Source organism: Phycisphaerae bacterium (genome assembly GCA_017999985.1).
GTDB lineage: Bacteria > Planctomycetota > Phycisphaerae > UBA1845 > Fen-1342 > JAGNKU01.
This window is the reverse complement of record JAGNKU010000017.1, coordinates 40,514-65,622: the sequence shown is the minus strand read 5'-3', so window position 1 is coordinate 65,622 and position 25,109 is coordinate 40,514. Positions and strand designations below refer to the sequence as shown.

Sequence of the window (25,109 nt, the reverse complement as noted above, 5' to 3'; positions counted from 1 at the left end):
AGACCGAGGTTTTGGCAGCATGACAGCTTCGATGGTCGTAGTCCTGGCCGGCCTGCTCGCCGCGGTGGGCGTGTTCGGCTATCGCTGCTATCAGCGCGTGCAGCACTTGCGGCTGGGGCGGGCAGCGGGCCCCTTCGTCGATTGGGGGCAGCGCATCGCAGATGTCGTGGTCTTCGTGTGCGGCCAGGCGCGCTTATTCCGGTTCAAAGGCACAGGCCTGGCCCACGTGTTCATCTTCTGGGGGTTCGTGCTGCTTCTGCCCACGATTCTGCAAGCTCTTCTGGAAGGACTGTTTCCAGGCTTCGTGTTGCCCTTCCTGGCGACATTCGGCCCACTGCTACTGCTTCAGGACTTTATCGCGCTGGCCGTCATCGCGGGGGTGCTTTACGGGCTTTACTACCGCGTGCTGGTGCGGCCGGAGCGCTACCAGGGCAGCCACCAGTTCGAAGGCAACCTCGTTCTCTGCTTCATTCTTACCATCATGGTGACGTTGCTGTGCCACACCGGGATTCGCCAGAATCTCGGCGAGGCCCACGTGGCGCGGATGTGGCAGCCCGTGTCGGCGCTTGTGGGCAGCTTCTTCCGCAGCCTGCCTGCCCAGAACCAGCACCATGTGGCGCTTGTGTGTTGGTGGCTACACCTGGGTATTGTGCTTGTGTTCCTGACGCTCCTGCCGCTGGGCAAGCATTTTCACGTCGTTACCTCGGTCTTCAATGTCCTGCTGCGCAATCGCGAGCCAGCGGGACGCCTCGCGCCCGCTGCGGCCGCCGAAGGCGTCGACCGGATTGAGCAATTCACCTGGCGGCAGATGCTGGACTGGTACTCGTGCAGCGAATGTGGGCGCTGCCAGGACGTGTGCCCGGCGCATAACAGCGGGGCAGCGCTTTCCCCGAAACTCCTCATCATGGCGTTGCGGGCGCATCTGTTTGAGCGCGGGCAGGCGCTATTAGCGCAACGCCACAACCGACATGCACGGGAGAGCGAAGCTCCTGCCGACCCGCCGGAACTCACGGCGGTGTTGGCCAAACGCCTGACCGGCGACATCCTGCCCGATGAGATGCTGTGGGCCTGCACGACCTGCTACGCGTGCGACCGTGAATGCCCGCTTTTTGTTGAGCATGTACAACCGATCGTCGACCTGCGGCGGTCCTTGCTGGCCCGGCAGCGCGGCGACAAGCTGCTCACGACGGCCCTGGAGAACCTGCGGCGCTACGGGAACTCGTTCGGCAAATCAGACAAACAGCGGGCGAAGTGGACAATAGGGCTGGACTTCAAGATCAAGGACCTTCGCAAGCAGCCGGCGCAGACGCTGTGGTTCGTGGGTGACTACGCCTCGTACGGCCCCGCGCTGGCCGAGGTCACCCGGGCGACGGCGCGTGTGTTCCAGGGGGCAGGACTGGACTTCGGGCTCCTCTACGACGCTGAGCGCAATGCCGGGAACGACTTGCGGCGTGCAGGAGAGGAGGGGCTGTTCCAGCTTTTGGCTCAGAAGAACGTGGCGGCCCTACAGAAGTGCCAGTTCGAGCAGATCGTCACCACCGACCCGCACACGTACAACACGTTGAAGAACGAATACACGTGGACCAACGGGCAAACGCAGCCGCTCAGCACGAAGTTCCCAGTGCGGCACTACACAGAGCTGCTGGACGAGTTCGTGCGCGGTGGGCGGCTAACCGTGCGCCAGAAGCTGGGCTGCGTCGTGACGTACCACGACCCCTGCTACCTGGGCCGCTACAACGAGGTCTACGACGCCCCGCGTCGTGTGCTGACGGCCCTGGGTTGCCAACTGGTCGAGATGCCGCGTAATCGCGACCGGGCCCTGTGCTGTGGCGCCGGCGGTGGGCGCATCTGGATGGAAGAGGGCCACGTCAAGGAGCGCCCCGCCGAAAGCCGCGTGCGCGAAGCAGCGACGCTGCCCGGCGTACAGTATTTCGTCGTCGCGTGCCCGAAGGACCTCACGATGTACCGCGACGCGGTGAAGACGGCCGGGCTGGAAGGCCGCCTGATCGTCAAAGACCTGATTGAGCTAGTGGCCGAGGCCTGCGTCGCCGGCACTCCGCCGGTACCGGCTGCGGCCGCAGACACCGGTCCCAAGCCGGTGCCACAGCAACCAGTCGCACCATAGGAGGCCGGCTCATGGCCGAACGAGTTGGCGTTTACGTCTGCCACTGCGGCAGCAACATCGCCGGTACGGTGGATGTGGAAGAAGTCACGCGCTGGACCACCACGCTTCCGGGCGTGGCGGTGGCCCGCGAGTACAAGTTCATGTGCTCCTCGCTGGGCCAGGCGCTGATTGAGGACGACATCAAGAAGGAGGGGCTCACGCGAATCGTGATTGCCGCGTGCTCGCCACACCTCCACGAAAAGACCTTCCGCCGCGCGTGTGCGAACGCCGGGCTCAATCCTTTCCTCCTGCAGATGGCCAACATCCGCGAGCACGTGTCCTGGGTGACCAAGGACAAGCAGGCGGCCACGAGCAAGGTCAAGGCCCTGGTAGCGGGCGCCGTGGCCCGGGTGCAGCACCATCGGCCGCTCGAGCCGATGCCCGTAACGGTGAATCCGCACACGCTGGTGGTCGGTGGCGGGATTGCCGGCATCCAGGCCGCGCTGGAACTCGCCGACGCCGGTTACCCGGTCTACCTCGTCGAGCGCGAACCGAGCATCGGCGGCCACATGGCCCAATATGACAAGACGTTTCCGACGTTAGACTGCGCCGCGTGCATTCTGACACCAAAGATGTCGGAGGTGGGGCAGCACGAGAAGATCAAACTCCTGACGTACTCCGAGCTGGAGGAGGTGTCCGGCTCGATCGGCAACTTCCGTGTGCGCATACGCCGCAAGGCCCGTTACGTGCGTGAGGACAAATGCACCGGTTGCGGCCTGTGCATCGAGAAATGTCCGCGCAAGGTTGTCGACGAGGTGTTCGAGGCCGGCATGGGCTATCGCAAGGCCATCTACACGCCCTTCCCGCAGGCGGTGCCAAAGATCCCGGCGATCGACACGAAGTCGTGCATCTGGTTCGAGCGACAGCGTTGCCGCGCGTGCGAGAAGCTCTGTCCGACGGGAGCGGTCGATTTCGACCAGAAAGACGAAATTCTCGAAGTGGAAGTGGGGAATATCATCCTGGCGACGGGCTGGGATCTGTTCGATTGCCGTCGTATTCCACAGTACGGCTACGGCAAACTGGCGAACGTGTTCACCAGCCTCGAGTTCGAGCGGATGTGCAACGCCTCGGGACCGACTGGCGGACGGATCGTGCTCCGTGACGGCGTCACCGAGCCGCAGTCGGTTTGCATCGTGCACTGTGCGGGCAGCCGCGATCAGCGTTACAACACCTACTGCTCGGGCATCTGCTGCATGCTCTCGCTGAAGCTCGGCCACCTGGTGCTGGAAAAGACCGGAGCAAAGGTCTACGCCTGCTACATCGACATGCGGCCGAACAAGAAGGATTACGAGGAGTTCTACCAGCGGTTGCTTGACGAGGGCATGCTGTTCGTCCGGGGCAAGGTGGCCGAGATCACCGACATGGCCCGTACACCCCAGGAGGAAGGCAAGCTGGTTGTGCAGGTCGAGGACACGCTGCTGGGCAAGCAGCGCCGCATACCGGTGGACATGGTAGTACTGATGGGAGCCATCGAGCCGCGGCGCGACGCGCGCGAGACCGGCCTCAAGGTCGGCATCTCGTGCAGCATGGCCGGGTGGTTCATCGAGCGCCACGCCAAACTCGACCCCGTCGCGACGATGACCGAGGGTATCTTCATCGCCGGCGCGTGCCACGGCCCGAAGGACATTCCGGACTCGGTTTCACAAGGTGCGGCGGCGGCCGCCCGGGTGCAGGGCATGATCAGCAAGGGTACGGTGATGATCGAGCCGGTGGTGGCGTCGATCAACGAGGACAACTGCTCCGGCTGCCGCATCTGCAACAACCTCTGCCCGTTCAACGCAATCGACTTCCTGACAGAGGACAAGGTCAGCCGGGTGAACCCGGCCCTGTGCAAAGGCTGTGGCACGTGCGTGGCCGCGTGCCCAGCCGGCGCAATTGCGGGGGCGCACTTCAGCAACGACCAGGTGGAGGCGGAGATCGCAGGGTTGCTGTGGGATGTGCACGGCGAGGGCGAGCCCGCTGAGATCGACGAAGAGCCCAGCTTGGAACCCACTGCGCCCTAAGGAGTAGCCGGATGCAGCGCGAAATCTATGAACCGAAGATCGTTGGCTTCTTCTGCAACTGGTGCTCGTACCGCGCGGCCGACGGCGCGGGGACGGCCCGGATCAAGCACTCACCCAACGTGCGCGTAGTCCGCCTGATGTGCAGCGGTCGCGTCGATCCATCGTTCGTGCTCAAGGCGCTCGCGCTGGGTGCAGACGGCGTGCTCATTGCCGGCTGCCACCCTGGGGAGTGTCACTACCTCGAACAGAATTACAAGACAATGCGGCGGTTTGCCATGCTGCGGCACACGCTGCGGGCCCTGGGCATCAGCGAGCGGCGTGTGCGCCTGGTGTGGGCGTCGGCCGCGGAGGCCACCCAGCTCGCCGAGTCAATCGACGCGATGGTCGAGGACATTCGGACTCTCGGGCCCCTGCGCTGGTCCACGAACTGGGCTGAGGAAAACGGACACCTGGACGACGTCGAGAAGATCCTGCTTGAGCACCAGGCAGCCATGGAGGTCGGGCGATGAGCGACAGGGGCAAACTGGCAATCTACTGGGCCGCCTCGTGTGGCGGGTGCGAGATCTCGATCCTCGCGCTGAACGAGAAGATCCTCGACGTCGCGGCAGCATTCGACATCGTCTTGTGCCCCTGCATCATGGACACGAAGGTGCGGGATGTCGAAAACTGGCCGGACCAATACGTCGATGTCTGCCTGTTCAATGGCAGCGTCCGCACCAGCGAACAGGAGTACATGGCCAAGCTGCTGCGGCAGAAGTCGAAGGTCCTGGTGGCGTTCGGCTCATGCGCCACGGAGGGCTGCATCCCCGGCCTGGCGAACCTGACCAACCGCCAGGAGATCTTCGAGACCGTCTATTGCGAGAGCGCGTCAACGGACAACCCCGGGCGCGTGATACCACTGCCGGAGGTGCAGTCCAACGGGCACCACCTCTCGCTGCCCGTCTTCTACGACACGGTCCACACTCTCGCGCAGACTGTGCCGGTCGACTATTTCCTGCCCGGTTGCCCGCCGGAAGCCGACCGGATCTGGGACGCCGTGGTGGCCATCCTGGAGGGCAAGTTGCCGGCCGCCGGCGCAGTAATCGGGGCGACAACGACCTGCTGCGACGAATGCCCGCGCAAGCGCAGCGAGAAGAAGATCAAGGCTTTCAAGCGAACCTGGCAGGTTATTCCCGACGCCGAGACGTGCCTGCTTGAACAAGGAATCCTGTGCTGCGGTCCCGCCACCCGTGCCGGCTGTGGCGCACGTTGCCCGCAGGTGAATTCACCCTGCATCGGCTGTTACGGTCCCAATGCCGGCGTGGAGGACTTCGGCGGGCGGCTGATGACGGCCCTGGCGTCCGTGATCGACGCGCAGGACCCCGACGAGATCGAGCGCATTATCACCGAGGGGATCCCGGACCCCGTGGGCACGTTTTACCGGTTCAGCCTGGCTCATAGTCTCCTGCGGCGGGCGGCCCTCGTGCCCGACGCCGAACGTCATGAACTGCCGTTGCCCAAACCCGTCGCGTAGGGTGGGCATCGCCCACCGCGCGACCCCAATGGTGGGCAGCGCCCACCTTACGAGGAGCAGTCGCCGATGACAACGCAGCGCATCAGCATTGACCCGATCACGCGGCTCGAGGGCCACGGCAAGATCGACATCTTCCTGACCCCCAAGGGCGACGTGGCCGAGACGTACCTCCAGATCCCCGAGCTACGCGGCTTCGAGCGTTTCTGTGTCGGCCGGCTGGCCGAGGACATGCCCAACCTCACCTCCCGCATCTGCGGCGTGTGCCCGGAAGCACATCACATCGCCGGAACCAAAACGCTTGACGCGCTCTTCCACGTCGATCCGCCACCGACGGCGAAGAAGCTGCGGGAGATGTTCTACTGCATCTTCTTCGCGACGGACCACACCACGCATTTCTACGCGCTCGGCGGCCCGGACTTTGTGATGGGGCCTGACGCCCCGCCGGAGCAGCGCAACATCCTCGGCGTCATCCAGAAAGTCGGGATGGAGATCGCCGGCAAAGTCCTCAAGATGCGCCGCGATGGGCACCATCTCATCGAGCTGATTGGCGGCCGGAAGGTGCACCCGAACTGGGGCCTTCCGGGCGGCGTCAGTCGCGGCATCAACGAGGAGCAACGCAAGGAGATCGAGGCGCTGGGACGCGACGCCATCGAGTTCGCCCGGTTTTCGCTCCAGCTCTTCAACGACATCGTGCTGGGCAACAAGGAGTACGTGCGGCTCATCACCAGCGACGCGTACACGCACCGTACGTACAACATGGGCACGGTCGATGCGAACAACCACGTGAATTTCTACGACGGCCTGATCCGCGTCGTCGGTCCCGACGGCAAGGAACACGCCAAGTACGCGGCGCGTGACTACCGCGATTACGTCGCCGAGCACGTCGAGCCGTGGTCCTACCTGAAATTCCCGTTCCTCAAGAAAGTGGGCTGGAAGGGCTTTGTCGATGGCGAGGACTCCGGCCTGTACAAAGCAACCCCGCTTTCCCGCCTGAACGCCGCCGACGGCATGGCCACCCCGCTGGCCCAGAAGGAATACGAGCGGATGTACGAGACGCTCGGCGGCAAGCCGGTAAACCACACGCTGGCAACCCACTGGGCGCGGCTGATCGAGCTGCTCTATGCCGCGGAGCGCTGGGTCGAACTGGCGATCGACCCGGAGATCACCGGCAAGGAATACCGGGTACTGCCGACGGCGACGCCTGACGAGGGCGTCGGGTGTGTCGAGGCCCCGCGTGGGACCTTGACTCACCACTACTCGACCGACGAGCGCGGCGTACTGACCCACGTGAATCTCATTGTCGGCACGACAAATAATTACGCCCCGATCAACCTCTCGATCAAGCAGGCGGCCAAGACGCTGATCCGCAAGGGCACGACAGTCACCGAGGGTGTGCTCAACAAGATCGAGATGGCGTTTCGGGCGTATGATCCGTGCTTTGGCTGTGCAACCCACTACCTGCCCGGCCAGATGCCGCTCACGGTCATCGTACGGGCGCCCGATGGGCAGGTACTCCAGACGATCCGTCGCACCGCTCGGCGTGCCGGCGAGTAATACTTGCGGAAGCTCCAATGTCGACGGCAGCGCCGACCCCAAGTTGTGCAGTTCAGTCCACGGCGGACGTCGCTACCGCGGAAACGCCGCGGACCATTGTGTTGGGGCTGGGCAATCCCCTGTTGACCGATGACAGCGTCGGACTCCGCGTCGTCGAGCGATTGAGGCCCGCGCTGACTGACCGGCCGGGTCTGGAGTTGGCCGAGGATTACTGGGGCGGCTTGCGGCTGATGGAACGCCTGGTCGGCTACGACCGCGCCATCATTGTCGACGCGCAACGCAGCGGCGCCGTCCCCGGTAGCATCCGCATCCTGGCCGCACAAGCACCGCCAACCCGGCACGGCAATTCCGCGCATGACGTGGACCTGTGGACCGCCCTGGAGTTCGGGCGACACGCCGGCTTCAAGTTGCCGCTACCCGGCGATATGCGGATCGTTGCGATCGAAGCTGCTGAGGTAGAAGCGTTCAGCGAACGGTGTACGCCCGCGGTGGCCGCAAGTGTCCCCCGCGCTGCGGAGCTGGTGCAATCCTTGCTGACCGAGTGGAGGTAGCATCATGGTCTCAATCGAGGTCCTGCGCTCGTTGCCCTACTTCGCTGGCGTCAGCCCCGAAAGCCTGAAGGCCGTGGCAGCGATCACGGAGGAGCGCGCGTTCCCGGTGGGCCAACCGCTGTTCCGGGAAGGTGAGTCCGCCCAGGCCCTGTATATTCTCCGTGAAGGCGAGATAGACATCGTGTACCAACACCACGTGGACGAGGGCCGCGTCGTGGACACGGTCGTCGCGGGCGACCTGATTGGCTGGTCCTCGCTGGTCGAGCCGCACCGGTGCACGGCGACCGCCGTGCCACGTGTTGCCGGGCGCGCCGTGCGGATTGACGCGGCTGGGATTCGCAAGTTGTGTGAACACGACCACACGCTGGGATATCATCTGCTGAAAGAACTGGCCGGCACGCTCAGTCGGCGTCTGCAAGGGGCACTCGTGCAGTTGGCGGCCGGCGCGTAGGGCGCACCAGAGGGCAGGCGGGCATGAACGCCCAGAAGCCAGCGCGGATTCTGCTCATCGACGACGACCCGGATATACACTTGGCCGTCCAGATGATTCTCGAACCGCTCGGCTGCACGGTGGCCTGTTATCAGACGGGACAGGCTGGGCTGGAGGCTATTCGGCGCGACCCCCCGGACATTGTGTTGTTGGATATCATGCTCACGCACCCCTCCGAGGGTCTGCAGGTGGCCTGTGAGCTGCGGCGGGACAGCAAACTGAAGAGCATTCCGCTCATTCTGATGTCTGCGATCGGCCAGTCGATCGGCATGGAGTATGGCCGCGAAGTATGTCCCGACGCGATGTCGGCTGACATGTTCCTGGAAAAACCCTTCGATGCGAAGACGCTACGCGAGGCCGTGAGTTGGATTGTCGAGCAACACAGCGGGCGGCCTGACTCGCAGGCTGCGTCCTGCTGACCGGCCTCCTGTGGTCCATGGCACGATCGCGGGCGCGGGGAGCGCATCGGATGGTGGTTGAGGCTGCCCGGCAAGGCAATGTCAGTCCAGCCCACAAATGCAACCGGCGCGCCCCACGCGTGTAGTGCGGACGACTTCGACCCCAGAGCCGCGCTGCTCGTGGTCATGTTCCGGCTGCGCTGGTTTATTCGCCTGCGCTGGGGCTTCGTGATCGCCACCACGGCGCTGCTCGCGCTCGAGCACGTGGTGTGGAGCGACGTCCGGCGGCCGGCGGCGCTGCTCGGAGTTCTGGTCGCCCTGGGAGCGGTGAACCTCATCTGGACCTTCATCTCCAGGTGGCTCTTTGGCCCGCCGCGGCGCGTGGCGCCGCCCGATGCCCGCGTGCCCTACCTGGTGGGCTTTGCCAATGCACAAGTTGTCGTCGACCTGCTCTTGCTGACGGGCATCCTGCGCTACACCGGCGGCGTGGAAAACCCGTTCGCTGTGTTCTACCTGTTCCACGTGGCGATTGTGTCGCTCGTACTCGTACGCTGGCAGGCTGTAGCCCAGGCCGTATGGGCGTTGGCGCTTTACTCGGTGCTTGCGATCGGCGAATGGCAGCACTGGCTTAGCCCGCACTTTGACTTTCTGCCGTGGTGTCCCCTCGGGATCTACGCGCGTCCGGGATACGTGCTGACGGCATTGGCCGCGGTGGCGTCTGGAATTGTCGGCGCGCTGTACTTCAATTCGTGGATCGGGAAGCACTTTCAGTCTCAGGAGGGTGACCTGCACCGAACAAACGCGGCCCTGCAAAAAGCCCAGTTGGCGATCCAAGATCTGCAACGACGGCGCTCGCGCTTCATGCAGACCGCAGCGCACCAGCTCAAGAGCCCGCTGGCAGTCATCCAGACCCTCACCGACCTGATCCGATCAAACGTCGTCCCACCCGAGGCCGTGCCGGGTACGTGTGACAAAGTCATTCGCCGCTGCCAGGATGGGATCGCACAGGTCACGGAGCTCCTCACGCTGGCGCGGGTGCAGGAAGCTGACCCGGCGCGCCATCGGCAGAGTCAGACCGACGTGCGCGCGGTCGTGGCCGAACTATGCCGGCGTTTTCGTCCGCTGGCGGACGGCAAGCAGATCGAACTGGTTGAGTGGATGCCTCCGCAAGGCGATCTCTACGTCAGCGTGGATGCGCACGACCTCCGCGACTGCCTCGGCAACCTGATCGAGAATGCCATCAAGTACACGCCAGGTCCCGGCCGCGTGCGCGTGATGGTGACGGCCAAGGAGGAGAACGGCCAGATCGAGTCGGTCGGGATTCATGTGAGCGACACGGGTGTCGGAATCGACCCCAGCCTGTTGGAGCCCCCGGACGGCGAGGCGGGGCACGAACCGATCTTTGACGCGTTCCGGCGGGGTGCCAATGTGATCACGGCTGGGATTCCCGGCACGGGACTGGGGCTGTCGATCGTGCGCGAGGTCGTCGAGCAGGCCGGTGGCCGGATCGGTGTGGTATCGCGCGTCGGCGCTGGATCGAGCTTCACCGTGACGCTGCCAGCCAGCGGTGATGTCACGGCCCATCCCGTTGTTCGCGACACGCGTGCCACGAAAGTGGTGCTCGAGACCCCCGCAGATTCTGGCAGCGACGATCATCCCAATTCCGCCGCCGATTCGGCGCCCGGCACGGACTGCTGACATCCTTCTACGAAGCCAGGTCTGTCGAGGAGTGAGTTGCCGGCTGGGTTCAACCCTCTATCGCAAGCGTCCGGACGAACCCCCGGGTCACCAGCCCCTTCTCCCCAGAAATCGCAACTTTGTGCCACTAGGCGTCTTGTGCTTACTAACTAGTCCATAATTTGGTTGACATCTGCTCTGCTTTCTGGTATAGTGGCGGCCATGAGAATCGACGGCCGTACCTTGACGCATGAGGCGAGTGAAGCGATTCGGAAGATGGCGGTGCGCCGGGTGCAGGAAGGCGAACGCCCCGGTGAAGTCATGAAGAGCTACGGGCTGTGCCGCACCGTGATCTACAAATGGCTGCGAGCCGCCCGACGCGGCGGCGAAGCCGCACTGGCTTCGCGCCGGGGTACCGGCCGGCCGGACAAGCTGACCGCCCGCCAAAAGCAACAGGTGCGGCGCTGGATCTGTGGCCAGAACCCGCGGCAGTACGGCTTTGACTTCGGCCTATGGACGCGCAAGATCGTCGCGGCGCTGATCGCGCAGCGGATGAAGGTGCAGTTGAGTGTCACGTCGGTGGGGCGCCTGCTGGCCGAGTTGGACATCACCCCGCAGAAACCGCTGCGGCAGGCCTACGAACGCGACCCGGTGGCGATCGAGAAATGGAAGCGCGCGGAATACCCGGCCCTCGAAAAACGCGCCCGCCGCTGCGGCGCCGATATCTTCTTTCTCGACGAGGGCGGCCTCCGCTCCGATGCGCCGCTGCAGCGCACGTGGGGCGCGCGGGGCCATACACCGGTGGTTGCGACCAGCGGCCAGCGCCAGGCGGTGAACGCTATCTCGGCCGTGAACCTGCTCGGCGCATTCTGGTACAATGTCTATACCGGTCGCCTGAACGCTCCGCAGTTCGTCCTGTTCCTTAAGGACTTTCTGCGTCATCGTCGGCGGCCGGTGTTTCTGGTGGTGGACCGGCATCCGGCGCACATTGCAAAAGTGGTGGCCCAGTTCGTGCAGTCGCTGGGTGGCCGCCTGGAACTGCATTTCCTCCCGGGCTACGCGCCGGATCTCAACCCGGACGAATTCGTTTGGAACCATCTGCGTCAAAAGGGCGTCTCCAAAACGCCGCTCCAGCAGAATGAGTCCCTGCATGCTCGCGTCGAGGTGGACCTCGCCGCGATCCACGCCGACCCGCCCATGGTTCGTTCCTTCTTTCGCGCTCCGAGTGTCGCCTCTATTATCGACTAAGTCACCGTGCGCGATTGCGCGGCGCGTTGTAACCTCTTGTAAATTGTCAGCGGGCGGGCAAAACCAGCCAGGCGGGGGCGGGTGAAAACCAGCCACTTGAGGAGAACGCGGTTCGCGGTGACAGCCTGTGCAGCCAGCGGTTGGCGGCAGGAGGCTGTGCATGGCGAATCGGCTCAAGATGGCCAAGATTCACTCCATTCAGACGTTACGGGCGCAGGGCTGGTCGCAGCGGCGGATCGCGCGGGCGCTCGACGTAGACCGGGAGACGGTCGCCCGCTACGTCCGCGCCGCGGCGGGCCCGCAAAACCAGCCAAACCCGCCCACCGGGTCGGAGGGGCCGCGTGACCCGCCTGGCGCCGGTCAAAACCCGCCAAACCTGCCCGCCGGGTCAGGCGGGTGGGAGGATACGCCGAGCGGCGTGACGGCCGGGTCGGAAGGCGGCGCCGGCGGTCAAAACCAGCCCAACCTGCCCCTCGGGTCCAGCGGTCCGGTCAGCCAGTGTGAGCCGTTCCGGGAGCTGATCCGCGGGGCGTTGGAGCGCGGGCTCTCGGCGCAGCGGATCTGGCAGGACCTGCAGAGCGAGCAGGGCTTCACCGGCCGCTACGACAGCGTCAAGCGCTTCTGCCGGCGGCTCCAGCGGGGTCAGCCGCTGCCGTTCCGCCGGATCGAGGTCGCGCCCGGCGACGAGGCGCAGGTGGACTTCGGCCGGGGCGCGCCGTTGGTGCGGCCGGATGGCAAGCGGAAGTACCCTCACGCCTTCCGGATCATCCTGAGCTACTCGCGCAAGGGCTACGCCGACACCGTCGCGCGGCAGACGACGGAGAATCTCATCCGGGCGCTGGAGAACGCCTTCTGGCACTTCGGCGGCGTGCCGAAGACGCTGGTCATCGACAACCTGAAGGCCGCGGTGACCCAGGCCGACTGGTTCGACCCCGAGCTCAACCCGAAGCTGCAGGCCTTTGCTGCGCACTACGGCACGGTGATCCTGCCGACCAAGCCGTACACGCCCCGGCACAATGCGTACAGCGAGTCGCTCAACAGCCGGCTGCGCGACGAGCTACTGAACCGCGAGCTGTTCACCAGTGTCTTGGAAGCGAAGGTGATTACGGAGGACTACCGGCAGGAGTACAATCAGCGGCGACCCCACAGCGCCTTGGGCTATCAGACGCCGGCGGTGTTCGCCGGCCGATGCTGATCCTTGGGGGCTCTGCCCCCAAACCCCCGGCTTCAATCCCCAACCGGAGCGCACCAGGGGAAGAGGGCGGTCGAGGATCGAAAACGTGGTCCGACTCTCATAGCAACTGGTACATAAACTGGGGGCAGGTCACCATCGCCGGCGAGGCCGCGCTGGATGGGATCTATGTCATCCGCACCAGCTTGCCGGCCGAAGCCGCGCCGGCGCGCGGCTCGTCAACCGATCCCTTTCCGGCTGAACAAATCGTGCGGGCGTACAAGGGCCTGGCGGTGGCGGAGCGGGCGTTTCGCAGTCTCAAGACGGTCGATTTGAAAGTGCGGCCCATCTACCACTGGTCGGCGGATCGCGTGCGGACGCACGTGCTGCTGTGCAGGCTGGCGTACTACGTCGAATGGCACATGCGCCAAGCTTGGGCGCCGCTGCTGTTGGACGACGATGACCGCCCGACGGCCCAAGCCCAGCGAACCTCGATCGTGGCCCCGGCGCAGCGTTCGCCGCGGGCTCAGCGCAAGGCCGCGAGCCACTGCACGTCGGCTGCAGCACAGAAGCCGACTGAAGCCCAGACGCCGGCAAGCCTGCCGGTGCACAGTTTTCAGACGTTGCTGGCAGACCTGGCTACGTTGGCCAAGAACCGCGTGCGCTTTGATGGTTCAGACACGGCTACGATGACGATCTATACCCAACCCACGCCGCTGCAACAGCAGGCCCTCAACCTACTGCAAGTCACTCTGTAGGCAGTACGCGCCCACCCATTCCGCGGCAACCCTCGCCCACACCAACGCTTATGACTTCAAAGTGCTGGAACTTCTGATTAGTCTGCGCACGATCGCTTTTGGGACACGGTCGTGACCGCGCAACCCCAACGGCCGCCCAAGTTCCCGCAGCAGGCGTACGTCGAGCTCTTTCCCCGCCTCCCGGTGCCACTCGGCCCGCATCAGTCGCTCGCCCCGCAGCTACACTCTGTGCCGCACGTCCGCTTCGCCGCCCGAGCCAACGTCAGCGTTGAGGAGCTCAACTCCTCCAACGTCTAATCCGGCGGCGGCTCGAGGCTCAGCAGCATGCCCTGACCGGGTGCCAGCCAATTGTTCTCGCCACCCCAGGGCGTGGTCTGGCCGGTATACGCGTTGGTCTGCATGACCCGGCCGGGCTGCTTGAACTTCACATCAAACGCGGTCGAGACGCGGAGGTCCTTGTTGACGATCAGCACGAAAGGCCGACCGCCCGGACCCTCGAACTCGCCGATCACGAAGTGCCCACCCGGAACGGCGGCCAGATGTCGGCTGGTGTCCAGCCCGGCACACTTGGGCGGCACGTCCGGATGATGGAACACATTCACGCTCTTGAGCGTCAGGTACGTCGGCCCCAGCCGGTGGATCTGCAGGTTTACGCTGCGCAGCATGTCCCAGGTCGGCGTCTTGTGGCCGAACGCGTCGATCGGCGCTAACCGGTAATTCCCGATCGCCGGCGCGAAGTACGTGAAGTAGCTGATCCCGCGCCCGCCGTACGCCAGCGTCGTGTAGGCCTGGAACCGCAATCCAGCCTCCGACGGTTCCGCGTAGCGAAAGTGCGCGTTCGACAGCACGATGTTCCAGAATGGCAGGTTGTGCCGCAGCGCGGCGCTGCGTACGACCTCGAGGTTCTGGAAATAGCCGTCACGCAAGGCCCCGTCGTCCATGAGGGCGTAGTGATCGTAACTGATGAACGCAGGCTTAACGGTGGTCACGAACGACTCGACATACTCCTCGTACGTCGCTGCCCCCATCTGACCCGGCGACGCGTAGTTGGGAAACAGGTTGATGTAGCTGGCGTGCTTCGGATCGGCCCGGCGGAACGCCGCAGCCCACCGCGCCAACCCCGGGTACAGCGCGGCGCTCGGCTCGTCGCGCAGGTAGTAGCCGAACACGGCCGGGTGTCCCGCCACGCGCTCCGTCAGCGCCGCCACACGTGGCTGAATCGCCGCGTCGTCGAGGCTGGCGGCGGCGTCGGACACGTGGGTTTCCCGAGTGGACACGATGCACTTCAGCCCGGCGGCGGCGACCGCGTCCAGGTGTTCGGGCGCGACAAAGCCGGCCAGGTTGAAGCCGCACGCCCGCAGCTCACGCAGCGTGTCCGCGTCGCCCGGCGTGTGGCCCCACGCCAGAATCGCGAATTCTTCGGGCGCCAGGTGCGCCACCTCGTCCTGTGCCCGCGCCGCGATGATTCCGCCGCCCGAAAACACCAGGAAGAAAGCCGTCGCTGCGAAGGCCCAACGTGACATGGCATACCTCCTCGTTCGCCTGCACCGTGCAGGACCGCGCGACACACACGGCACCGTGGAGTCTACCCAGTGCACAGCGGTGCGGCCAAGCAGTTTGGCACCCCCGACCACGGCGGGCTGTGCGTGATGGCCCGTTTAAGGCTTGTTCTGACGCGCGGCCGGGCTGATGCGCAGCGTCAGTCGCGCAGCCGGCACCGGCTGAGCGATCCGAACGGCGATCCGCCTCGGCTGCCGGTTGATTCGCACATCTTCGTTGATCTCCGCGCCGGTAATCTCCAGCGCGAGTCCGTCGGCCAGCAGTTCGACCTCGACGGCGCGCCCGTCGTCCTCGACGCGCAGCCGATCGGGTGCGACGTGACTCCACTCGCCAAAGGTCACGAGCGCAATCTCGAACTGCTCCGGCCCGGAGAAGGCCACGGTGTCGGTCACCACGAGGCGCTCCACGTCGCCGCGCTCGTACCGGAATTCGCGTTCGAGTCGCTGCAGGGTCGGCACCGCGTAGGCTGACCGCAGGTCAAGCACGAGCGTGTCCTGCCGCGCGGTGAAGTCCGTCTTGAGCACGTCGCCACGTGCCTCGCGGCCTGTGCGTTGCAGCGTGTTCGCGACGCGCGGGACCGGATGTCCGAAGGAGTTCAGCACCTTGCTGTCGTAGCGGCGGTCGCTGAAGGTCCGCGCCGTGTAAACCTCGGTGCCCGGGTCGACCAGCACCGGGCGATCGTCGACCACCACGATGAACGTGCCCACATCGTTATGGTTGTGGTGCTCGGCGTTGTGCCCGCCCTTGATCGCGGCACCCATGCGCCCCGCCCCGTCTGCGGCCGGCCGCGCGATCAGCACGCCTGCCTCCGCAAACCAGGTGCGTAGCGGGCGGGGCTCCGCGGGTCGCGACGTTGGCGCGGAACTCGGCGTGCTATGCCAGTCGGTGAACGCCAGCACTTCGGCCAGGCTGCCGCGCGCCGGGTCGGTCAAACGCTCCGCCCCGGCCGGACGTCCCGTGCCCAGTGTCCGGTCGATGTAGCCGACAAGCGTGCGATCCGGCTTCGTGTTCATGGGGCAGTCCGCGAACGTCGGATAAACATCGCCAAGGATCTCGACGCGGCTGCCGAACTGCGCTGGGAGGCGCGCCGCCTCGACGGCCAACAGGTTCAACTCGCCACGCGTAGCCTGCCGGATGGCCTCGGCCAGCGTGGCGTAGCGGCTGAACCCGTAGTTCCAGTAGCTCAGGCCCTCCGAGCAGTACCCGTCGGCGGTGAAGCCCTGCAGGAAGTAACGCGAATATTGCTCGACGGCCGCGACGAAGAACGCACGCTCAGCGCGGTCTTCGAGGAGGGCCAGCGCCGCGTGCGTAACCCCCGCCAGGCAAACCGAGTTCCAGTTGTTCGTGCCCGTGAGCCACCAGTTGGCGTCGCGCCGCTCGAGCACCATGTCCCGGAACGGCTCGAGCACGCGCGTGCGCACCGTGGCGTCAATCAACGTCCGCGTCGACTCGCCGAGCTTGTCACCAAGCAGATACCGGGTCAGCGCCAATTCGCCCGCGACGTACGACGATCCCAGATCGATGTCGACGCGCTCGCCGCGGAAGTTCACCAGACGCGGATCATGCGCCGGGTAGACCCAGGTCGGCTCGGCGCACAGCACCGCCACAAGTTGCTCAAGCGCCGGCACGAACCGGCCCCTGTCTTCCAGACACTCGGCCAGCACCAGCGTCTTGACACGACCGCGCCGCGCGGACGCCACGCGCTCCCACGGCCGGCGCTTACCCGTGCGCGAGAAGTCCAGGAACAATTCGTCTGGCTGCTCCGGCAGCGGCTCAGTGCGCAAACGCTCCGCGGCCTGGACCACGGCCTGGTACGCCGGGTGCTGCCACAGGGCATCCCACGTACGCCGGTCCGCGCACATTGGCCCCAGGCCGGCGGGTCGCGCATCCAACAGCGCCGCGATTTCGTCGACGCGCGCCTGCGGCGGCGGCTTGGCGACGGCCACGGCAGCGCTGATTCCCAGCGCCACGAGGGTGGCAACGCGCCGGGTCGCAGCACGCCACTCACAGGCTGCACGGCGCGAAACACACCGAGGTCCTTCCGCGCACCTCATGCTGGCTCCCATTCGAGCATCGCGACGGGCTGTCATGGCGGGTCCGCGATCGTCCTGGCGTTGCCCTCCGGTCGGCCACGCCAGGTGTGCATGCCGTGCAACTGTCGGGGGCTCACGAGGCCACGATCTTACTTCATCCGGACGCGGCCGACGAGCAACGCGGTGCGGCTGCGTCGCTGCGTCGGAATGTGCGTTGACCACCAGCGCTCGACCCACGGGGCATTGACCTTGCCCGTGGATGCCGGGACCCGGTACCATAACCAGACATCTTGCGCGGCGTTGTGGCCGCGCGGAGGTCGCACGGGAAATGCTGGCTCAGCTCAGCAGCGCTGCACGCTGGAACCCCCGGGCCAACCCGATTCATTCAGGCCGGCGGCCGGCGTTTACGCTGATCGAATTGCTCGTGGTGGTGGCGATCATCGCGCTTTTGATCGCCATTCTGCTGCCAGCGCTGTCCAAGGCGCGCGACCTGGCCCGCAGCGTGAGTTGCCAGTCGAATCTCAAGCAACTCATGAACGGCATGTTCCTCTACATCGGCGACGAACAGGTTCTCCCAGCCACGCACGCCCTGTTCTGGATGCAGATCCTCTTCGACGGGGAGTGGCCGCGGCCGGCGGGGGTGACCTGGGACGGAGCCCGCGACAAGCTTGAGGGTCTGACATACAAGCCCGCGTATCAGCAGCCGTACCACCTCGACCCGGAGTTCGTCGCGGATGTCCCGACCAAGGGCACGCTCTTTCGGTACCTGCGGCATGAGTCGGTCTACGTATGTCCGGCCGACCGACCGGGCGCCGCCGATGACTCGCCGCTCGGCGGCGGCGGCAACGGCCGACTGAGCTACTCGATGAACGCCTACATTGGTTACCGGGCGCCCGAGCAACTGGAGAGCTTCACGTACGTCGCGGATTCGCCGAACAATTCACTGCCCGGCCACCAGCAGACGGTCTCTTTCACAGCCGGGCAGCGGGTCCGGTTCTCGCCGTCGCGGTTCATCACCATGTTCGAGGATCACCCGTCCTACCACACGAACAGCAGCTACCCCGACGGCAGCTTCAACTGCATCGATCGGATCGCATCGCGCCACGCGCTCAAGGTCGGCGCGAACGGTACGTACACAGGGCGCGCGAGCCTGGCGTTTCTGGACGGGCACGCGGAAGGGCGCGTGTATCCGGCCAAGACGATGGGACGCGAGCTGTTCGCCGAGCTCGGTCAGCCATCTTTCTGGCGCGAGACGGGGCCGCCGGACCAGGCGAACCTGTCCGCTTTCATCAAGCGCCTGCCTGGCCCTTGCCCTTGGTGAGGAGCGGGTGGCTTCCGTGCCCGAGGATTTCCCGTCGTTCCGATCGAATGAGGAGACGGGCGAGTGGCGGCGCATCGTTATTATTTCTGTCCGGTTGGGACATTATGCTCAGGCGGCGCTCTGGGCCGGCGATGCGGGAACGGCTTACGGAAGTCCTTGCGGAACGACGGATAGTTATATAATATGCAGTTGGCCTATTGGCCGTGAAGACCGAGGGAATCCCCGGCCGCCCGGTCAATTGGCCGTGTGCGTGACCCGGCGCCGCCGAGGCCGGGAGTCTCGGCAGTGGGGGTCATGCGATCCACATCGGCGTGCAGAACATTTCTGAAGGAGGTGGCACCATGAGAGGCAACTGGCGCATCCTGATTCCCATCGTGTTGAGCTTTGGGCTGGCGGCCAGCGCGGCCCAGCTTCCGCTGATCCACACCGCGAGCATCGACCTCGGCAGCTACTTCAACAGCACCAGCGGCTACGGCGACAACCCGCTGTCCATCGCCTTCGACGGCACCAATGCGTACGTCGGCGGCCTCAAGAACTCGACCACCAGCCCCGCTACCGTCGGTGTCGTCAAGATCGAGAACGTGCTCGGCGGGGCGCCGCTGTTCACGCCGCTGCCCGGAACGCTGATCGCGAACGTTGCCAACACCCGCGGCATCGACGCCCTCGGCTTCGAGCGGGGCGCCGGGGCGCTCCTGCTGGCGCATGATTCCGGCACGGGCGCCACCGGTTTGATCAACCGCTACAACCCAGATGGTACGCTCGTCTGGTCCATCGTCGGTCCCCAGGGCAACAGCCGGCCCTTCGCGCTGGCCATCGACCCGGTGGGCGACAACGGCGGGCCCGGCGTCGCGTTCCTGGTCCAGGGCTCCGGCCGTCGCCGCCTGCTTTCGCTGGCCAACGGGGCCACGGTTTACGACGGCACGAATGGCGGGATCATCAACACCTCGCCCGATTCCGGATCGACCTGGCGCGCGCTGGCCTTCGACAGTGACGGCGACATCATCATCCAGAACCAGGGGGCCGTCGGCTACGGGGTCCGCGTCAACGTCAACCAGTGGCAGACTCTCGGCGGCACGCCCAACCTGACCACACGCGCGCTGCTGAAAGGCACGACGGCCAACGTCGTGGGGCAGGGCGTGGCGATCCTGGAGGACCTCGGCTCGGACCTGATCGCCGTGTCGGGCCGTACCATGACGACGTTCACTGACTCGCTCGGCAACGTGCAGAACGTGGACAGTCGGCATGTGCACCTGCGGAATCTCGACGGCACGCTGACCGGCCTGACGCAGCTTGCGCTGCTCGGCGACGAAAATGGAATCGGCGCGCCCTGGACGGGTGACATCAAGAACCTCGCCTTCGGTCTGGATGCCGCCGGTACGCCCACGCTGCTGGTCGCGAGCTTTGTTGAGCGGCGGCTCGATGTGTACCAGATCCCGGAGCCGTCGGCGTTGGCGCTGCTGGCCATCGGCGGTCTGGCGTTGCTGCGCCGACGCTAGGCGCGTCGGCGCTACAGGTTGGTCAAGGAGTGACCGACGCGGCCGGCTGGTAATGGTCTGAGACCTGAGCGCGTGCAATCACGCGGCAGCGAAAGGCAGACGATGGTCGGCAGGCGGGTGTGCCGCAGGAGACGCGAGGCATGAAACGCAACGGCGGCGCATTTACGCTGATCGAGCTGCTGGTCGTGGTGGCGATCATCGCGCTGTTGATCTCGATCCTGCTGCCCGCGCTGGGCAGGGCACGCGAGAACACGAAGACCACCATGTGCACCAGCAACATGCGGCAGGCCGGGATTGCCTTTCAGTTCTACGGACAGGACCACCGCGACCAGCCGCCGCCGAACCGGGCCACGACGGATACGCCGGGCAAACCGCTGGGTACCCCGCCGCTGTATCAGGACATGGACTGGTGGTACTACGCGCACATGCTTCCGCGGTACATTCCCGGCCGCAAGAACTCGCAAACCAATGCCGCCTTCACAGGTGTGTTCCAATGTCCGGCCGACGTGACGTCCGGCCGCTCCATCACGATGAATATCTTCGCCAGCAACTATCCCATCGGCCGCCCGCGCGCCACGGACTACCAGCGCGGCGCGCCGTTCAACCCGTTTCGCGTGCGCGACACGTCGTCGCTGCTCCTGTTCGGCGAGGGGCAGGCCGTCTTTGCCAACATTGACCCGCTGACCGGGGCCTCTGATGGGCTGTTCGGCACGCGCTACTACATGGGCGGCGCCGGCAATTCGTTGTATCGCAAGTGGGCCAAGGTCACCGAGCAGGCCGACCGCGGGCCATTCTACGGTTACGTCAATTTCGAGCGGCACAAGGGCAAGGTGAACCTCCTGCTCAGCGACCTGCACGTCGAGCTGTACCGCCGCGAGCAGCTTGTCGAGGTGGACCCGAACAACCCGAGCATGTGGGTGTCAACGCTGAAAGTCCGCTGGTCCCCCGAAGATCCGAGTTGGAATCTGCCGACGCCGCCTTGAGAAACCAAAGTGACGGGACAAAGGAGCAAAGTCATGGTGACACAACGTCTATTCGCAATCCTGTGCCTGGTGGCGCTGACCGCCGGCGCCGCGCACGCCGACATGTGGCTCGAGTCGGCGATCGACCTGGGCGTTCACTTCGGGCCGGCGGGCAACAACCCTATGAACGTCGTTTCTGACGACGCCTACGCGTACATCGGCGGGTACAACGGCTCTGGCGTCGACCGCGACATCAGCATCCTGAAGATCAGCCTGAGCGACCCGAACGACGCGGTGGTCCTGAGCTCGGCCACGCAAACCGTGAACTACGGTCGTTTCTACGATGGCCTGGTGATCCGCAACGGCGTCCTCTATGCGCTGTGTGATCGCCCGCTGGGCAGCGGGACCTGTAACCTGCGCGCCATCGACGCCGCGACCGATACACTGGTGCCGACGTTCGACGGCGACCTGGGCAACGGCAACGGCATCCTGTCCGGCTCCAACTTCCCCGTGCCGTGCGCCTCGCCGTTCCCCGGCGGGGGGCTGGCGTATGATCCGGGTTTCGGCGGCCAGGACAGCGGCTTGTCGATCCTGCCCTATGGCGCCGGCCGCCGCGCGCTGCTGGAGATCAACTCCGGCATCACCCTCTATGACACCAGCGATGGCATCGCCATCACCGACATCAGCGGCACGTGCACCGTTTCGGACCAGTCCGCCTGGCGCGACCACATCTATGATGCCAGCGGCAACGCCTGGGGCCGCCGCTCCAACCAGGTGCAGGGCGCCATCCGCAACAGCCCGAACTCGACCAACGCCTGGGTCCATCTGACGGACGAGCTGAACACCGATGGAACTCCGAAGCCCGGCTGTGGCGATGGCCGGCCGATCGCGCTGCGACTCGCCGCCACCGTCATTGGGCAGCACCTGGAACTGATCCCCGCCGCATCGGGTGGGACCGATCAGGACATCCTCATTTTCAATGACCGCGCGGTCGGCAGCCCCGGGCAGCTCTTCGAAAACGTCGTTAAGACCGTCACGCTGACCGGCGCGCTGCCGAATCCGGCGTTTGTGCTCCGCGACGCCGACGGCGCGCCCCTGACGCTTCCGCCCGGCGTGGCGCTCTATGACTTTTACTATCTGGCTGTGTCGGACCGGCTGCTCGTGCTCGATTTCAGCAACCGCCTGCTGCTGGTCTTCGGTTCGGCCCCGCCGGTCCAGGTCTGCACGGGTGACCTCGACTGCAACGGACAGGTGGACTTCGGCGACATCAACCCGTTCGTCCTGTTCCTGTCCAACTTCGCGCAGTGGGAAACGACCTACGCGGGCTGCAACCCGCTGAATGGTGACATCAACAGTGACGGGACGTACGGGCAGGGCTCGTTTGGCGACATCAATCCGTTCGTGAGCCTGCTGACCTCGAGCCCGCTGCCGATCAACTGCCCGTAGGCGGGTCCGGCGGCCGCGCGCCGCGGCGAGCCGCGGCGCGCCCGTGCCTGCACCAGGAATTGGACGCGTTCGCTGCGGCCTCGGACAGCGGGTTGGTATACTCAGGTCGTGAGGGCAGGCTGTGGTCTCGCCGCTGAGACGCGCCGAGGACAGTTCTGCTCGCGATCGCTGGGCCGCGTCATGTGGGAACGTCGCGAGTCGAACCTGCCAGTTGTCGTCGACCCGGCTTCGCCATGCAGGTGTGAAGCCGCGTGCCGCGCGCACCCCGCGAAACACAGCGCGGCAGAGCGAGCGCGCTGGCGGCACTACATCTTCCCGCTGGCCGGGCTGCTCGCCCTGATCTGGTTCCTGGTCCGGGTCGTCCCGAAACCGGCGCGGGCGGCCTACCCCTGCCAGCAAGTGGCCCGACCACTGGCCGGCGGGTTTCTCGTCTGGCTGGTGGCTGTTGCGGGCGCCTTTGCAGCGTATCGCAGGGCGCGGATGCTCTACCACAGAAACAGTCTGACCGTCGCGGCCGTGCTCATGGGCGCCGCCATCGCGGGCCTGATCGCGATCGGCCACGGACCCTTGGCGCCAGTGGCCGCCGCCGACCCGCCGGTGCCGAACGACCCGATCGGCGTGCCGCGCGGCATCTACCCGGGCCGCGTGGTGTGGGTGCATAATCCGAACGCGACTGACTGGGCCGGCACGAACTATGCGGGCGACGACATCGGCGACGGTTACTGGTGGGAAAGCAGCCATACGGACCAAGCCATCGTGGACGAGATGCTCTCGCGGGCGATTCGGGGAGTCGCGGGCGCGGCTACCGACGGCGCCGCCTGGGACGCAATCTTCCGCCACTTCAACCAGAACCACGGCCACGGCGACATCGGTTACCAGCCTGGTGAGCGGATCACGATCAAGGTCAATCTGGTGACGGCGAACCGGATCTTCGCCAGCTTCTTCGATGCCGACGGGAATCAGACCGGTCGGCTCGGCCGCGTGAACACGTCGCCCCAGATGATCCTCGCCCTGTTGCGTCAACTGGTCTACGTGGTCGGGGTGGCGCAGTCGGACATCACCGTGGGCGACACGACCACGTTCTTTCCCAACCACTACTGGAATCACTGCCACCCGGAGCTCCCGGACGTCCACTACCTGGCGTGGACCGGCGCGTGGGGCCGCGACGAAGCCCAGACTTCGCAGGGCACCGCGTGGGAGACGCCCGTGTACTGGAGCACCAGCGGGGCGCAGGGCACGCTGCAGGACTACCTGCCCCTGTGCTACGCGCAGGCCGCGTACCTGATCGACTTCGCCTGCCTGAAAGGGCATTCGTCGGGCGTGACGCTGTGCGCGAAGAACCACTACGGCTCACTCATCCGCCTGCCCGACGAGCCGGGCTATTACAACCTGCACCTGAGCCTGCCCAATCCGGCCTGGAGTCCCGGGACCGGCCACTATCGCGCCCTCGTGGACCTCGTGGGGCACGCCCAGCTCGGCGGCAAAACGTTGATATCCTTTATCGATGGTCTCTACGGCGGCTACTGGGCCGAGGGCTGGCCGCACAAGTGGCTGTTGCCGCCGTTCGGCAGCGGCACGACGGCGGATTGGCCCTCGAGTCTGTTCGCGTCGCTGGACGCCGTGGCGCTCGACTCCGTTGCATACGATTTCCTTTTGGCGGAGTGGCCGAACGTGGTCACCGGCGGGACCGGGGCGCCTGGCAGCCTGCAGGGCGGACAGGAAGACTATCTGCACGAGGCCGCCCTTGCGAACAACCCACCGTCGGGGACATTCTACAATCCGGATGGGGCCGGAGTCGGGTTGTCGAGCCTGGGTGTGCATGAGCACTGGAACGACGCGACCCACAAACAGTACAGCCGCAACCTCGGCACCGGCGACGGCATCGAGCTGATCCACATCGCGGCCCATCACATCGGCGATCTCAACTGCGATGGCGTAGTCGGCTTCGGTGACATCAACCCGTTTGTGCTGTACTTGAGCAACTTCGCCACATGGCAGGCGACGTACGTGGACTGCCTCGCCACGAACGGCGACATCAATGGCGACGGGGTCTTCCCATCGTTCGCGGACATCAACCCGTTCGTGATGCTGCTGAGTGGCGGATGAATAACCGAGGCGCGGCGCGCGACCGGCCGGTCAGCGTCATCACCGGTCTTGCAGGATCCCCATCCCCACGGCAGCCTGGATCACTTGCTGAAACCCCTGCGCGCCGGCATTGACCACGTCCGTCAGCGACCATAGTTCGCGGCTGGCCGTCAGCAGCCGGTGGGCGCTGCGCGTCCGCAGCAGGGTCGGATCGAGGTCGTAGATGCGCCAGCGGTCGAGTGCATCGGCATCCTTGAACACCCGCAGCTCGTCGGTCAGCTCGGGCGCGGCGTGATCCGGCGGAACGTGCCACCTGCAGAGGTACGCGACCCGCGCCAGTGGCACCGGAGGGGGAATGAGGTCGGGCCGCTGCTCGATCCACGCTGCGGCCCGCGAACCATGCTCCGGGTCCCGGTCGTCACTCAGCCGCTGGGTGTCGTGCAGGGCGGACGCCCAGCCAAGCACATCGGGATCGACGACGAGCCCCTCGTCGGCGACCATCGCGGCGAGCACCTGGCTCCAAATGAGCACCCGGGTTTCGTGCACGATGCCGTGAATGCCGCCGGGGCCGCGCGCAAACCACTCGGGCTGCGGCTGGAACCGACGGACGTTCGTTACTGACACGGCTTCCATGAGCGTCCGTTCTGCGACCGCGCAGGACGTAGCCCACGCCCGCACG

The 25,109-nt window shown here is 65.6% G+C and carries 20 protein-coding genes; 17 read left to right on the top strand and 3 right to left on the bottom strand.

Annotated elements, in window-relative coordinates; genetic code table 11:
- Positions 1-19 precede the first annotated feature (19 nt).
- From KA383_18075 to KA383_18020, 12 genes are all read left to right on the top strand, one after another.
- On the top strand, positions 20-2,125 hold the full coding sequence (locus KA383_18075; GenBank protein MBP7748026.1) for a (Fe-S)-binding protein: 2,106 nt from the start codon (positions 20-22) through the stop codon (positions 2,123-2,125).
- An 11-nt stretch (positions 2,126-2,136) separates the two neighbouring features.
- A complete protein-coding gene (locus KA383_18070) occupies positions 2,137-4,167 on the top strand; it encodes a CoB--CoM heterodisulfide reductase iron-sulfur subunit A family protein (GenBank protein ID MBP7748025.1) in 2,031 nt (676 codons plus the stop codon).
- An 11-nt stretch (positions 4,168-4,178) separates the two neighbouring features.
- Entirely contained in the window at positions 4,179-4,676 is a 498-nt protein-coding gene (locus KA383_18065; GenBank protein MBP7748024.1) for a hydrogenase iron-sulfur subunit, read from the top strand.
- Positions 4,673-5,680, top strand: a complete 1,008-nt coding sequence (locus KA383_18060; protein MBP7748023.1) for an oxidoreductase — start codon at positions 4,673-4,675, stop codon at positions 5,678-5,680. The genes KA383_18065 and KA383_18060 overlap by 4 nt, the downstream gene beginning before the upstream one ends.
- A 66-nt stretch (positions 5,681-5,746) precedes the next feature.
- Complete coding sequence (locus tag KA383_18055) at positions 5,747-7,234, top strand: Ni/Fe hydrogenase subunit alpha (GenBank protein ID MBP7748022.1); 1,488 nt, start codon at positions 5,747-5,749, stop codon at positions 7,232-7,234.
- A 17-nt stretch (positions 7,235-7,251) separates the two neighbouring features.
- A complete protein-coding gene (locus tag KA383_18050; protein MBP7748021.1) occupies positions 7,252-7,785 on the top strand; it encodes a hydrogenase maturation protease in 534 nt (177 codons plus the stop codon).
- Positions 7,786-7,789: 4 nt separating this feature from the next.
- Positions 7,790-8,236 carry a cyclic nucleotide-binding domain-containing protein gene (locus tag KA383_18045; GenBank protein ID MBP7748020.1) on the top strand — a complete coding sequence of 149 codons (447 nt, stop codon included), beginning with the start codon at positions 7,790-7,792 and terminating at the stop codon, positions 8,234-8,236.
- A 23-nt stretch (positions 8,237-8,259) separates the two neighbouring features.
- Positions 8,260-8,694, top strand: a complete 435-nt coding sequence (locus KA383_18040; GenBank protein MBP7748019.1) for a response regulator — start codon at positions 8,260-8,262, stop codon at positions 8,692-8,694.
- A 78-nt stretch (positions 8,695-8,772) separates the two neighbouring features.
- On the top strand, positions 8,773-10,371 hold the full coding sequence (locus KA383_18035; GenBank protein MBP7748018.1) for a hypothetical protein: 1,599 nt from the start codon (positions 8,773-8,775) through the stop codon (positions 10,369-10,371).
- 201 nt (positions 10,372-10,572) lie between these two features.
- Positions 10,573-11,598 carry an IS630 family transposase gene (locus KA383_18030; GenBank protein ID MBP7748017.1) on the top strand — a complete coding sequence of 342 codons (1,026 nt, stop codon included), beginning with the start codon at positions 10,573-10,575 and terminating at the stop codon, positions 11,596-11,598.
- 160 nt (positions 11,599-11,758) lie between these two features.
- On the top strand, positions 11,759-12,793 hold the full coding sequence (gene istA / locus KA383_18025; GenBank protein MBP7748016.1) for an IS21 family transposase: 1,035 nt from the start codon (positions 11,759-11,761) through the stop codon (positions 12,791-12,793).
- Complete coding sequence (locus tag KA383_18020; GenBank protein ID MBP7748015.1) at positions 12,787-13,527, top strand: hypothetical protein; 741 nt, start codon at positions 12,787-12,789, stop codon at positions 13,525-13,527. The genes istA and KA383_18020 overlap by 7 nt, the downstream gene beginning before the upstream one ends.
- Positions 13,528-13,820: 293 nt before the next feature.
- Here KA383_18020 and KA383_18015 read toward each other — a convergent pair whose 3' ends face one another.
- Both KA383_18015 and KA383_18010 read right to left on the bottom strand, forming a co-directional pair.
- Positions 13,821-15,050, bottom strand: a complete 1,230-nt coding sequence (locus KA383_18015) for a hypothetical protein (protein MBP7748014.1) — start codon at positions 15,048-15,050, stop codon at positions 13,821-13,823.
- Positions 15,051-15,185: 135 nt separating this feature from the next.
- Positions 15,186-17,033 (bottom strand): heparinase II/III family protein, encoded by a 1,848-nt coding sequence (locus KA383_18010; protein ID MBP7748013.1) that lies wholly within the window; start codon positions 17,031-17,033, stop codon positions 15,186-15,188.
- 415 nt (positions 17,034-17,448) lie between these two features.
- Here KA383_18010 and KA383_18005 point away from each other — a divergent pair, with 415 nt between their 5' ends.
- From KA383_18005 to KA383_17985, 5 genes are all read left to right on the top strand, one after another.
- Positions 17,449-18,441: a prepilin-type N-terminal cleavage/methylation domain-containing protein gene (locus KA383_18005; GenBank protein MBP7748012.1), complete on the top strand. Its 993-nt coding sequence runs from the start codon at positions 17,449-17,451 to the stop codon at positions 18,439-18,441.
- Between the two features lie 341 nt (positions 18,442-18,782).
- Positions 18,783-19,937 carry a PEP-CTERM sorting domain-containing protein gene (locus KA383_18000; protein ID MBP7748011.1) on the top strand — a complete coding sequence of 385 codons (1,155 nt, stop codon included), beginning with the start codon at positions 18,783-18,785 and terminating at the stop codon, positions 19,935-19,937.
- A 140-nt stretch (positions 19,938-20,077) separates the two neighbouring features.
- Entirely contained in the window at positions 20,078-20,920 is an 843-nt protein-coding gene (locus tag KA383_17995) for a prepilin-type N-terminal cleavage/methylation domain-containing protein (GenBank protein MBP7748010.1), read from the top strand.
- Positions 20,921-20,953: 33 nt separating this feature from the next.
- The gene (locus KA383_17990) at positions 20,954-22,345 is read left to right on the top strand and encodes a hypothetical protein (GenBank protein MBP7748009.1); all 1,392 of its coding nucleotides are present in this window, start codon (positions 20,954-20,956) and stop codon (positions 22,343-22,345) included.
- Positions 22,346-22,525: 180 nt separating this feature from the next.
- Complete coding sequence (locus KA383_17985; GenBank protein MBP7748008.1) at positions 22,526-24,451, top strand: DUF362 domain-containing protein; 1,926 nt, start codon at positions 22,526-22,528, stop codon at positions 24,449-24,451.
- 39 nt (positions 24,452-24,490) lie between these two features.
- On the opposite strand, the gene KA383_17980 is transcribed toward KA383_17985, so the two are convergent.
- On the bottom strand, positions 24,491-25,063 hold the full coding sequence (locus KA383_17980) for an HD domain-containing protein (GenBank protein MBP7748007.1): 573 nt from the start codon (positions 25,061-25,063) through the stop codon (positions 24,491-24,493).
- Positions 25,064-25,109: the final 46 nt, after the last annotated feature.